We start from the raw sequence: 12,614 nt of genomic DNA, 5'->3' as shown, positions 1-12,614 counted from the left end.
CCCTAGTGAAGTAACTTCACCCTTAAACGCGATTGCTCAGCAGCAACAGCGTATGGATAAACTGCTATCCTTGAGTGGAAATGGATTATCAGAGATCGTAAATAATATAGACCGCTGGACGTCTCTAAGGGATAACTGGGCATTTAATTTAACAGAGGAAGAAGAAGATAAAGTAAGAGATGCCCTGGCCACATTACCCAAGCCCTATAAACTAAACATTCATGCTTCAACCAATCTTCAACCTAAATCCGAAGAAAAACCGATTGTTCTGGCATCACTCATGGCTATGGGTACCAATATCGGCTTAACAAAAATGGCCAATGCTGCTCAGTGGAGAATGTACGATGATGCAATGAATAGGGTTTACTTTCCGAATCCCTTAATGTTATAAATCCCCGTTTTGCTTGGCTGTGAACGCTCGCCAAAATGTTGACCACTTTGCTCATCATAAAGTTACCCACCTGGAAGACTGAACACACATCATCATTTTCACACCTATTAGCAACTGTTTTTGCTGAACCGAGGATCGTCAAGGCCTTGCGTATCAAGGGGCTTACCCTCTATCCTTGAAGAGCATTGGTGCAGGAAATAAAATGCTACTTTGTGTGAAATGAAGCATCCTAGGTAGTCAACTCGAAGATGAGCGTCTGCCCCACAACTGGTCAACTTTTTGATTAGCGTTTACAGCTGGCGTACCCCATTATAAAGAAAATGTTCTAGTCTACCACTTTTTATGTAAGCGTAAAGCAGTCCCCACCTTGTAAAAAGATAGGGACTGCTTTACGCTATTTATTTAATACGCCTAAATACTAGATGAATTCTATCGGTTATTGCGAAACTTCCCCAACTGGAATTTCAACGTAGAATCCTCCTTCAGTCTTGTTATTCGTCATTGAATACCAAGTCAGTTTATATTTCCCTGCATCACGATACCCTAGATTGTAAATAGTCTCGTTGTTAACTTCACCAATAATTTTATCCCACACTACGTCTCCGTAGGTATTAGTTAATGTCCATAATGTTTTAGCTTTTTGGCCACTATGAATCCCCTGTTGCTTAAGATGTAATGATATGTAACCTTCTTCATGCAATGAAATATTCACTTCGTCATTATCTCCAGTAGTAGTAGGACGAACTAAATATGGTCCCCATTTTTTATAAATAGCTAGCTTTTCAATTGATTCTGATGAATTTCTATTGATTTTACTTTCTGTTGCAAAACTAGGTGTGAAAGAGCTAAATGCCAACCCTAAGGTAAGAGTGGAAATCAAAACTTTTCTAAGCATCATATTTAACACTCCTTCATTATTTATAATATTTGGAATTCTACAATTATGCACTTTATCCTTCCTTTTCTTACATAAAATGAGAATAAGATTTGCCTATCTTAGAGAAACTAATATTACTTTACAGCTAAGGGTGAATTTATGAGGATTTTTCCTGGTTTTTTTCTAAGTCTATGTGTCGTATTAAGTCCAATTACCACTGTGGTACATGCAGTAACCTTCCAATATGGTCCGCATAACACAATTACGATTGAAACACTGCAAAAAGAAATTGATTTCAAATTACTTGTACCAACCAAAATCCCTAAAGATTGGATATTAGAAATAAAAGAGGGTCCTCGGACAGATGGAAAACAAGATTATTGTAATTTAAATTTTTTGGACAAAAATGATCAATACTTAATGATGTCTCTAAATCAAAAAAAAGCTATTTTTAAGGAACTAGATTCTTACCAAAACAGGCGCGACAATACTGAAATCGTTCAAATAAATAACTTTGAAGGACATTTCGAAGCTTGGGTTGGTGGCAGAAATGGTGCAAATGATACTCCTGGTGGGTATTTACGTTGGATTCAAAAAGGCACTTATGTCGAAATGGAAAGTTCTAGACTGTCTAAAGAAGAAATGATAAAAATCGCAAAATCACTAAAGTAGAGTAAGCGTAAAATAGTCCCCATTTGCGTATCACAAGCGCAGCCTCTAGGCCAACGTCTCGTCGCGACCGTCAAGCCGATGAGCTGTTGACAACAACCAGGAGGACATCCGTTCCGCATGCGCGTGTAGCGGCCGGCAGGGAGTGCGCGAGCATGCATCTGCTCAACACCGCATTGATTAGCAAAGCTGGCGAGCTGCAGGACTAAAAAAGAACCATCGCCAGCGTCCGAAGCTGCTTGTGTACAACATGCGCCGTCTCTGGCCAACGTCTCGTCGCGATTGGTAAAGCAGATGAGTGGCTGCGATGACCAAGATAAGATCCGTTCCGCATGCCCAATCATTGAGGCCATTGAATCAAGGATAGCAATAAAGCCGGTTACACCCTTAGCGTGGTGAAAACCGGCTGTTTTTGCTTTCTTAATCCCTTAACGTTGTAAATCCGCGTTTAACTTAACTAGTCAGAATGGGTGACTTTACAGTATTCAATGTAGAGCTGCCCATTCTTTTTATTTCATCAAATACTAGATATCTATATTCAATTTTATAGTATTCATAGTACATTGAGTTAGGTGTTTAAGGAGGTTCTGACCATGACGAAACGTTCAGAAGCTGAACATTGGAACGAGGTGTTTGCCGATGTGAATCTCGGCAAGCCGCAAGAGGATTTTTGGCTGGAAAAATACGAGCCGATGCTAGCATCGGCCCAAGATGGACCGGTCATTGATCTTGGCTGCGGATATGGCAGCGACACTTTGTTTTTAACGGAACGAGGTTATCGGGTCATCGCCTGCGACTTCTCCTCTGAGTCGTTGGCGATTATACGCAAATATGTGCCAGGTGCTGAAACAAACCTATTCGATATGACAGGAGGATTGCCGTTTCCGGATGGTAGCGCGAGGGCGGTTGTCGCGGATTTGTCCCTGCATTATTTTCACTGGGACGATACTATTTCTATTGTTAGCGAAATCGCGAGAATTGTCGGCACTGGTGGATTGCTGCTAGCCCGCTTGAATTCCACGCGCGATGTTCATTACGGTGCCGGCCAGGGCATCGAATTGGAACCCCGTTATTACGAGCATGAGGGGCGGCGGAAACGTTTTTTTGACGAAGCAGATATTCGTCGGTTGTTTGACGGATGGGCGATCAACGTGTTGACGGAAACGGACATGCACCGCTACCGGAAGCCGAAAATTTGCTGGGAGATGGCAGCTTGCGTCCGCTGATTGCAGCCTCGGGAGGGGAGCTGTGTGTGCCGACGTACGGAGATTAGCTAACTTGCCGATGTGAATCCGACCGTCGGGACAGCTGGTCGAAAGCAGTCGGACAAAGAGACTTAAACCTTTTTTGTTCCGCCAACAGGGATCGATAGTGCAATAAACCAAAAAACAATCTAACACTTTATTTTCGTGTTATTGACTGGTCTTTGGTTTATAAAGCTGGATTAGTCTAAATTTTCCTCGAACAGAGATAATTAAACAACATTGAATACATGTAAACAAAGTGACAACCATTGATTTAACAATGATTGTCACTTTCGAGTTAAGATAAATGCGGTTTGCTGGCGGTCCCCACTTTAGAGGATGTTCCTAGTACTCTCGGTGTCATTGATGTAGTTTCAAATATTACGAGTGATGAGATCTTTTCCTTTTATAATCATTTGGTAAAATATCCGATGTTGGGTTTAGAACATGAAGTAGGGAAAACGAATATTGGAACAGATAGAACATTCTAAACCGTTTCACAGCTACAGATTTGACCATATATCGAGCTCGGGAACGCAAGCGTGAATTACCTTTTTCGGACATTGAAATGTTTGAAGCTCCGTTTGGATTAGCTGGCCACGAAAGATTTAATGTTTGGGGACAAGGCGAATTATACACTTGTGATAATAAAGAAACTGCCATCGAAGAATTGAAAGTTACTAGTGCATGTGTTGATGTAGTTACGTGGAGTTTACAAACTCCTTTAGATGTATTAGATCTTGTCGAGGTCGATTCACCACTCGTACGATACTGTAGTTATACTAAACAAACAGCGACAAACCTTGCAAAATTTGTTGGCATTCATGGGATTAGATTTAGAAGTAACATGAATAACCAAGTCATAAATTATGTTTTCTTTGATTTTGAGCATAAATTCTTCAAAACAGTAAACTTAGAACGGAATTATATAACCCTTGATTGAGTTTTTACTCTTATATTAGGCAGCCTCCTGACGGCTGCCTTTATCCAATTTAGGGTAATAAAGTTTAATTTAAATTTGAATACAGATAAGAAATAAAAATGATATCAATTTACTAATACATACTCTGTTTGGAAAGGATGAATAGGAGGAATGTAATTAGGAGTGATATCATGCACTATACATTAGCAACAATTCTTCAGCCTATCCAGATTGAAAATATAGGTGAATACACGATTAAATATGATGACCTCAATTTTTACTCAGTATGGTACGAGGAGCACTGTTTGTTGGAGAATAATACACTGAATGTTGCAAAAGAGTTCTGCAAAGCAAGACTCAATCGGGATGGTAAAATCGCATTTGTGTTTAACACATATTTCTTAAGTATTAGGGGAGAGACCTGCTCAAAATACTCGAATGAAAACCGTTGGCATAGAAGATACCATTTTCCTTGGCTTGGATTTTATCCGATACCTCAAAAGATAGAAAAGGGAACACCACTTTATGAAAGCCTAATCGATGAGTTTGTTGAAGCAGAAAAAAAGAGAGAGATTTCAAGTGTTTATAAGTCTTACTTCACACAGAAAGAGCGTGAAAGGTTCAACAGAATTTAATGTCTATAAAAGAGTAAAAATAATACCGAAGTTTCAGTACATGAAATGTCCCTTTTATGAACTGAAATGAAAAAATCAATAAACGCACGCCAACTTTCCATTTGATAGTAGTAATTTAGGTGCTACGCGAGTACATAGGTATATTCCAGTATATTGTTATCATAATTGATTACTTTCTTATGCTGGTGTCGTTAACATTAATAAAACTGTGACACAAACAAGTATACTAAATTAAGAACTCTGGTATACATGTTTGTGTCACAGTTACAGCAAAGAAGTGTTAGTATACATGTTTGTGTCACTTTGGTATACATGTTTGTGTCACTAGACATCATCGGAACTTAAAACCTTTAGTTATTGTCCAACTTGCTCTTTTTATGAGTTTACATAATATATATTATCGGACTCAAATAGAAATCCATAATTTCTAAGAGGGGTACTCACCTGTTTATAAACTACGTGTCACAAACTCATTCGTACTTGGATCAAATTAAAAGATGATGCAAAACAGCTTTTTCTCATCTGTCGCTGCCATATGACATCCAATGCATGCACCGAAACTTGCTATTATAAAAATCGAATTACTAATAAGGAGCTTTTCCGGTATTTTTATCAGCTTCACAATAAGACATTACCAGCAGCAACCAAACTGCTGATCATCTAATAAGGCTACTCAGTCATTTAGCACCTATCTACATGAACTACCGAAATTTCATTAGAATAAAAAAATTCATTTAAAATAAAAAAATACTATTTACATTTATTGTAAATTTAGTTATAGTATAATCAAGATCACTATAACTAAAAACGCTCGGAGGTCCCCAAATGACCAAAGTAATCCCAAAATCCAAAACGATCAGCACTACATCCCAAAAAAGATCGTACGAAAATACCTTGAATAACCTGGCGCAATACCTCGAACGAAATAAGAAAAAATAACCAATAAAAAGAGTGCCCGGAGGCACTCTACTTTGGCGTCTATAAGCTGTTCTTCTAGCTGTTCTTCTCTCTTCCTTCCCCGTTTCCCCCAACTTTTATTCTTCAGCCGTTCCCATCCAATCCAACAAGTAAAAATCTGTTACCAAACGTGCGATTTGTCCCTCGGCATCATAACCGATATAGCTCGCGTAGCTGCCGTCTCCCCATCCTGTTGAAAACATGGCCACATTACAGCCTTCCGCTAAATCTATTAAACCCCAACTACGCGTATGCTTATACGTTTGATCCATTTTCTTCGTCAAGGTCTCATAAAACATCTCGTCCTTCTCTATTTCGCGTTCCAAAAGCGTGCAAGCTTCTGCATCCATGAACGAGCCTGTACCCGCATCCACACCATAGCCAAAAAACTCACCTTCGCCAAGCTGTGACACATCTGACTCCGCCCAAACAGCCATTTTCCAGGACACGACAGGTTTCTCTGAGAAGACAATCCGTGCCAATGCTACCCGTTCATCTGGCTCCAGAGAGTTATCTGTTTGCTCTTCCTTTGATTGGGATTGAACTTGCGCGATAGCGAGCTGTACGGAGAAGCTCCCTTTTGGGAAAACCTCCACAAACGGTTCTGTCTCAAACATGACAAACGGATCGTTCGCCACAATTTTTCCTGTATTCACCTGAAGCTTGCCCACATCTTGGCGGAAAAACTGATATAAATAGCCATCCTGCTCTTGCGTATACCCTTCGTCAAATGCCGTTTCAAAAAAGGCAGGGCAATTATGTTTCATGATTCCATCCCCTTTTTTCTATCCTCTACATAAAATCCCACTGACGATAGTTTGCCAGTGGGATGTCGTCTGCATGCTAATTTACTTGATCAGAGCTGCGTCAAGTGCCACTTCAATCATTTCATTGAAGGTCGTTTGGCGCTCGTCAGCAGAAGTTTCTTCACCGGTTAGAATGTGATCACTCACGGTGAGGATTGACAATGCGTTGCGCTTGTATTTTGCAGCTAATGTGTACAACGCGGAAGATTCCATTTCAACAGCAAGCACTTGATAGGAAGCCAATTTTTTGTACAAATCGAGGTTCTCGCGATAGAAGCTATCGCTCGTAAAGATATTGCCCACTTTAACAGACAGATTGCGCTCTGTCGCTGCTTGATACGCTTTGTGCAGCAAATCAAAGTTAGCAGTAGGAGCAAAATCAACCTGGTTGAGCAGGAGACGATTCATTTGAGAATCGGATGATGCAGCCATACCAATAATCACGTCACGTACTTTGATGTCTTCCTGGATCGCACCGCAAGTGCCTACACGGATCAGGTTTTGGACGCCATAAGATTCCATGAGCTCATTGACGTAGATCGAGATAGAAGGAACTCCCATGCCCGTTCCTTGTACAGAAACGCGCTTACCTTTGTATGTACCTGTGAAGCCGAGCATGCCACGCACGTTGTTGTAGCACTCTGCTCCTTCGAGGAAAGTTTCAGCAATGTATTTGGCCCGTAGCGGATCGCCCGGCAGTAGGATGGTTTCAGCAATTTGACCTTGCTGTGCTCCAATATGGATACTCATAATCTGTTTGCTCCTTTATCAAGAAAAAATGACCTACTTGCCTATCGTACTACAAAAACCGAACAATGCAAAGTCAAGAGATCAAATGATTCCAGCAGCTTATGATGACACGTTTGCACGAGACTTTTTGAAAAGAACGAATAAGCGATACCGACAGATGGCATCGCCTCGACAACGGTTTCATTCATTTAAGGGACATCACGTAATCCATTGCTTCCAGGTGATCTCCCAAGATCGTCTGGACAACACTCGGTTTATTCTTTCTTTGTGTCGCTCTTTTTCTCGTAAGCTTTGCGGATGCAATGTAATGAGATGGCACGACTCGCAATTGATTGTGCAGAGCAATGGCGTGTGCAACGGCAGGAACAACCAAATGTTGAACACCGATGATAGAGGCAGCTTGTCGCGTCATAGCAAAAGGTAAATCGTACATCGAGGAAGTTCCGAGTTCATGTCGTGAAACCAAGGTATTGAGAAATGTCTTCGCTAGCAAAACGGTATCCGGTTCCATTGATGATTGTCGAAGTGGTGCCCTGCCCTTTCTCAAGGCGATGTCTGCTCCTCGGTAACATGTTCTAACAAAGGACTGCATGTCATTTGCAGCTACAACATGATCTGCATCGAGAAACAACCATACATCTCCTGCGGCCTCCTTGGCACCAATTGCTCTCCATACATCATCCCCTAAAAGAAACGGGTACACAAACGCCGTGAGTGGACACGAGGAATACGTGAGAATCTTTTTCACCGATTGATCCGGGCAACCATCCACAACGAGTACGATTTCCATGGGCCGAAGCTTCTCAATTTGTTTGAGTACTTTTTTGATTGTCTGCTCGTGGTGAACAGAGAGGATGACACTTAATCGATTTACATTCTGGCATTTTTCTTTGCCATTAATGTGCTCATCTCTGCTTTTTTTTGTGGGATCTCGCATATTTCGCTTTGCGTTTGCCATCCCATCCACCGCCCTCCTTTCCGCGCGATTCCTGATGAAAGACCGAGCGCAAATGCAGAACGCCTGATGAATGCACCAAGTCGCGGTGTCGTTGTCCATCCTGATCTGCGTGTCGAAGCTTCGTTCCACCGGTTAGTAACTGGATTGCCTTCGCATGCTCCCGATAAATCGTACGGATGTCTTTTCGCACGATATCTCGAGTGCCTGTTGGTTGTTTTTCCGTGGCAAACGGGGCGATTGTCGTCATTTTGAGCCCCAAGACTGACGCTTGAACCAAAGCAAATGCAGGATTGCATAAATTTCCGGAACCAATTGCCTCTAGAGCATTTCGGCTCAAGGCAAATGGAATATTTTCAAAGGAAGCGGAGCCCATTCTTTTTTGACCAAGAAGATGATTCAACAAGCAATACGCACTTCTTGGTGAACGCTTTGCTCTTCTTGATACCGCGTGGTCCGAACAAGTCGTCATGATGACATCTGATCCCTTTTTGACCAGCGTGACATACTTCTTCAAGTATAAAAGAGGCATCGCGAGAAGTTCGTCGATAAAGAGGACAACGTCTCCCCTTGCGTGAGCAGACCCGATCGCTCTTGCCTCATGGCTGTCTACTTCCAAACCGGTTGATATGATTTGTGCTCCCCATTCATTGGACAAGAGAACATCTTGGCAGCCCACTTGGTTGCATACGACTATTACTTCCGTGTGTGGATCTATTCTTTTGACAACAGAGAGCAGTTTTTTTATATTCCTGGCGTTGTCACTTATTGGGATGATGACGGACACGGCAGGGTGATCATCGATTCGGTTGTCCATCTCACTCCCCCTCACCAGATGATAAATGATACTATAATGTACGCTCGTTTTCCACGATTGGACACGGCATCTACCCCTCACAACTCAACAAGAGACGATCTACACGAAACACTCGGTTTCCCCGTCATATCGCAAAAAACAGGACGTGCTTATAGCCACGTCCTGTTGTAATTCTCATTTTCGTATTAATGGAACCGCCGTTGAAGACTACGCTCGCGAATTCGTTTATTCCTCTGAGCACGGGAAAACGTATACACGATTAAGAATAGGTTCATTCCTAACCAGACAATTAATACGCTATAGCGGGCTAGTGGATGTGTGTTGCCACTTTCTGAGTCCCCAAACACAGTTGCAGGAGCTGGAGCAGGCGGATCATGACGAAGCAATGGATACGAGACGGCTAGCTTGCCAGCCTGTACAGACAGGCTCCCATCTGCTTTTAGCTCTACCAAAGGCTCCGCGCCTTTGGGAACCGTCGCATACAAATCCTCCTTGGCTGTAAAAGTCACAACCGAGGTGTTGCCAGGAACAGCTACTTCTGAAAAAGAATCTCCTTTTTTGGCAATGGATTTGGTCTCAAATCCTTGAAAGCCAAAGTCCAGTAGCTTTTTCACATCTTTGTATGCATTTGCACTTGTAGAAGCTTTCATCGTGACAGCGATGAGCTCCATTTCTCCACGCTTGGCGGAGCCTACCAGCGTATGCATCGCCTGATCTGTGAAACCGTTCTTCATTCCCGTCGCGCCTTCGTAATCGCGCAGGAGCTTGTTGTGATTCACCAATACTGTTTCCCACGTTTGTCCATGCCAAGGCAGCCGCTTCGTACCGACAATTTCCCTGAAAACGGGGTTTTTCATCGCGTACTGCGAAATTTTGGCCATATCAGAGACAGTTGTGTAGTGATTCGGATCATGCAGTCCGTGTGGATTGGTAAAATTCGTTTCGGTGACTCCTACTTTTTCTTTTAAATAAGCGTTCAAATCCACTGCAAAACGCTCTGTCGTCTGGCTCATATGCTCAGCAATCGCTGTACCAGCGTCGTTACCTGAATTCATGAGCAGTCCGTACAACAAATTGCGTAGAGAAATCCGTTCTCCCTCTTCCAAATAGACACGTGTTCCTTCTTCACGGCGTGCTTTTTTGGAGACAGTGACAGTGTCATCCAGATTCCCTTTTTCTATCGCGTAAATACCTGTTGCGATTTTTGTAATACTAGCAGGGTACAACTTCTCATGAGAGTTCTTTTCAAACAAGACTTGTCCCGTTGTAGCATCAATCAGAATGGCTGATTGTCCAGTGAGAGTGTTAGGCTCCAGGCTTGATGACTCCTCGGCAAAAGCGGAAGGCGTGCCAAGGTTGAACAAAACCATCACCACAACGAGTAGGTTCGTTAGCAAAAAGCGCATGTTAGTCAATATCCTTTCCTACTTTGTCGCGTTTTTTCAGGTTACATGTGGTCTGAAGACAACAAAAGACGTTATTTCAACCGGATTCCCAACAAATCGTGAATCATTTTAAACTTAGGATTGTCAGCAAAAGCCTCTTCGAAGCCACTGACATGTTCTCTGTACAAGGCTGCAGCAGAATCCAAATCCTGCTTGACGTACAGGGAAAATATTTCTTCCAATTTTTCTTCCAGTGTTGTATCAACTTCTGCTGGTGTGAGAATTTCTTGACGTAAATTGTTCATCAACACGTCGAGTTGATGCGTGATCACGGACGCTTCATGAAGCTGCTCCAACACATCTGTTGGAATGTTGCCCGCATACTTGTAGCGCAGTTCGTGTTCATTTGTCGCCCAGAAGTTCATGCCCAATGTACGAATTTGGATCTCACAAAATAGTGTTTTCTTTTCGCTGCCATGGTAGACCGTATAAGAAACGATCATGTGAATACTTCTATAACCGGAATCCTTTGGAGCTGCGATGTAGTCTTTGACATCGTGAATGACGATATCCTCCCGCTCCTGCAACAACTGCTGCACCTCGCGTACATCGTCTACATAGCGGCATACGACTCGAAGGCCCGCGATATCCTGGACTTCCTTGGCGACGTCATTCTGCCAATGATCTCCCAAAAAGTCGATTCCTTTTTCATTCGCCTTCTTTACTAAACTGTCGACTTTTTTTACTCGTCCGACAACAAATTCAATAGGAGAATAACGGCCACTTTTGAGAAAGCCGTATTTAATTCCTTTTAATTTTAACTTTAGCTCTTCGACTGCCTGTTCATACGGCGCCAAGAAATGAACCATGTTGTTGAGCACTTTGCTTGGCACATTTGTGACTCTCATGAAGACACCTCCAATTACTTCCAGAGGAAAGGTGATGCATCAAAAAACGGCTGCGGATTTACATACGTATTACCCACTAACATGCCGTAATGAAGGTGAGGACCTGTAGAAAAACCGGTGCTACCCATTTGTCCAATCACCTGTCCCTGTTTCACTTCTTGCCCTGTCTTGACATCTAGCTTGGACAAGTGAGCATATATGGAAAAAATATTTAACCCGTGATCGATGATGATGGTATTTCCTGTTAAGTATAAAGAGTCGGCCAGAACCACTTTCCCATGGTTGCTCGCCAAAATTGGCGTTCCTGTTTTGTTCGCGATGTCAATTGCCGAGTGCCGGTTGGCCGGTACACCATTTACTACGCGCTGGTAGCCGAATGGAGTCGTTAATTTTCCGACTGCTGGCTGTGTAAACGGCTCCGAGAAATACGGAATCGCTCTCGAGTTTGATCTGGCTGCATTGATCTTTTTTTGATCTGCATTGATTCGTTTTGTATCCTGACGCATGTTGTTGAGCTGTTTACTTACTGTGAGCTTGTCTACTTCAAATTTTTTCGGTGCGATTGTCACTGTTACGGAAAGTTTTTTGTCAGCAGATGTAACTTTATAGGTCCCTGCTTTCGTGTTAAAAGGAATCGGGATAAACCGGGCATACTCATCCTGTGTCTTTTTCAATCGATAGTTCTGAGAGAATACCGTTACCGTTTGTGGCTCTTTACTGCGTACAAAAATAACGTCCCCAGGATATGTTTTGGCTGGTGTCACGCTGATCGCTGGCTGTTGTTTCGTTGTTTGGGCGTAAACCCCTTCTACTGTCTGGCTGAATATGCTTGTCCCAGAGACGAGCGTCAATGCTGTGACCAACATAAGACTAACCATTGATTTGAACATAGACATGCTCCCTCCCATTTTCTAGTATAACAAAACACACTCTGAAAGGAAAAAGAAAAAGAAGGCTAATGAGCTAGCCTTCTCCAATCATTCCAAATGTAATCTTACTGTTTCTTCGAATAATCCGACATCATTTCCATGATGGATTGCACGCCTGTCAGCATTTCACTCGCACGTTTGGTTTTTTGCGAGATGCCTTCAAAGTCAAGTAGCCCTTTTTTTCGGTCGTTCCATCTTTTAAACAATTCTTCCGCCATACCGGGGTTGCTTTTGACCGCTCTAATCCGCATGGAATCCTCGAGAACCCACGCTTCAAATTCGGGATGCTGTTTTAAAAGCTGCTTCACTTCTTTTTTCTTCATAGCCGGACGTCGCTCCTTTCCACTGGACAAACGAGGATAGTTAACT

General features: G+C 42.5%; 14 protein-coding genes. 5 read left to right on the top strand and 9 right to left on the bottom strand.

Annotated features, from left to right (window positions below; all coding sequences use genetic code 11):
- Positions 1-52: 52 nt before the first annotated feature.
- Positions 53-391: a Tn3 family transposase gene (locus ASG16_RS31710; protein ID WP_056487375.1), complete on the top strand. Its 339-nt coding sequence runs from the start codon at positions 53-55 to the stop codon at positions 389-391.
- 436 nt (positions 392-827) lie between these two features.
- On the opposite strand, the gene ASG16_RS27855 is transcribed toward ASG16_RS31710, so the two are convergent.
- A complete protein-coding gene (locus ASG16_RS27855) occupies positions 828-1,289 on the bottom strand; it encodes a hypothetical protein (protein WP_056487372.1) in 462 nt (153 codons plus the stop codon).
- Between the two features lie 138 nt (positions 1,290-1,427).
- Between ASG16_RS27855 and ASG16_RS27850 the strand changes: the two genes are divergently transcribed.
- From ASG16_RS27850 to ASG16_RS27835, 4 genes are all read left to right on the top strand, one after another.
- Positions 1,428-1,940, top strand: coding sequence for a DUF4367 domain-containing protein (locus ASG16_RS27850; protein WP_056487368.1), 513 nt, complete (start codon positions 1,428-1,430; stop codon positions 1,938-1,940).
- A 590-nt stretch (positions 1,941-2,530) separates the two neighbouring features.
- Positions 2,531-3,163: a class I SAM-dependent methyltransferase gene (locus ASG16_RS27845; protein ID WP_056487365.1), complete on the top strand. Its 633-nt coding sequence runs from the start codon at positions 2,531-2,533 to the stop codon at positions 3,161-3,163.
- A gap of 529 nt (positions 3,164-3,692) precedes the next feature.
- A complete protein-coding gene (locus ASG16_RS31705) occupies positions 3,693-4,124 on the top strand; it encodes an RES domain-containing protein (RefSeq protein WP_157966786.1) in 432 nt (143 codons plus the stop codon).
- 170 nt (positions 4,125-4,294) lie between these two features.
- A complete protein-coding gene (locus ASG16_RS27835) occupies positions 4,295-4,738 on the top strand; it encodes a hypothetical protein (RefSeq protein ID WP_056487358.1) in 444 nt (147 codons plus the stop codon).
- Positions 4,739-5,772: 1,034 nt separating this feature from the next.
- Here the strand turns inward: ASG16_RS27835 and ASG16_RS27830 are convergent.
- The 8 genes from ASG16_RS27830 to ASG16_RS27795 all read right to left on the bottom strand — a co-directional run bounded on the left by ASG16_RS27830 (position 5,773) and on the right by ASG16_RS27795 (position 12,568).
- Positions 5,773-6,462: a DUF4241 domain-containing protein gene (locus tag ASG16_RS27830; protein WP_056487357.1), complete on the bottom strand. Its 690-nt coding sequence runs from the start codon at positions 6,460-6,462 to the stop codon at positions 5,773-5,775.
- Between the two features lie 81 nt (positions 6,463-6,543).
- Positions 6,544-7,251 (bottom strand): purine-nucleoside phosphorylase, encoded by a 708-nt coding sequence (gene deoD / locus ASG16_RS27825; RefSeq protein WP_056487356.1) that lies wholly within the window; start codon positions 7,249-7,251, stop codon positions 6,544-6,546.
- A gap of 184 nt (positions 7,252-7,435) precedes the next feature.
- A complete protein-coding gene (locus ASG16_RS27820) occupies positions 7,436-8,209 on the bottom strand; it encodes a glycosyltransferase (RefSeq protein ID WP_241970845.1) in 774 nt (257 codons plus the stop codon).
- Positions 8,157-9,023, bottom strand: a complete 867-nt coding sequence (locus ASG16_RS27815) for a glycosyltransferase (protein ID WP_056487354.1) — start codon at positions 9,021-9,023, stop codon at positions 8,157-8,159. The genes ASG16_RS27820 and ASG16_RS27815 overlap by 53 nt, the downstream gene beginning before the upstream one ends.
- Before the next feature lie 185 nt (positions 9,024-9,208).
- Positions 9,209-10,429, bottom strand: a complete 1,221-nt coding sequence (locus ASG16_RS27810; RefSeq protein ID WP_056487349.1) for a D-alanyl-D-alanine carboxypeptidase family protein — start codon at positions 10,427-10,429, stop codon at positions 9,209-9,211.
- 71 nt (positions 10,430-10,500) lie between these two features.
- Positions 10,501-11,316, bottom strand: coding sequence for a GTP pyrophosphokinase (locus tag ASG16_RS27805; RefSeq protein ID WP_056487348.1), 816 nt, complete (start codon positions 11,314-11,316; stop codon positions 10,501-10,503).
- Positions 11,317-11,330: 14 nt separating this feature from the next.
- Positions 11,331-12,206 carry a M23 family metallopeptidase gene (locus ASG16_RS27800; protein ID WP_056487346.1) on the bottom strand — a complete coding sequence of 292 codons (876 nt, stop codon included), beginning with the start codon at positions 12,204-12,206 and terminating at the stop codon, positions 11,331-11,333.
- Positions 12,207-12,310: 104 nt separating this feature from the next.
- Positions 12,311-12,568: a hypothetical protein gene (locus ASG16_RS27795; RefSeq protein ID WP_048033057.1), complete on the bottom strand. Its 258-nt coding sequence runs from the start codon at positions 12,566-12,568 to the stop codon at positions 12,311-12,313.
- Positions 12,569-12,614: the final 46 nt, after the last annotated feature.

The organism is Brevibacillus sp. Leaf182, from assembly GCF_001423865.2.
In the GTDB taxonomy this organism is placed as follows: Bacteria; Bacillota; Bacilli; order Brevibacillales; family Brevibacillaceae; genus Brevibacillus; species Brevibacillus brevis_C.
This window is presented reverse-complemented; position numbering and strand designations above follow the sequence as displayed.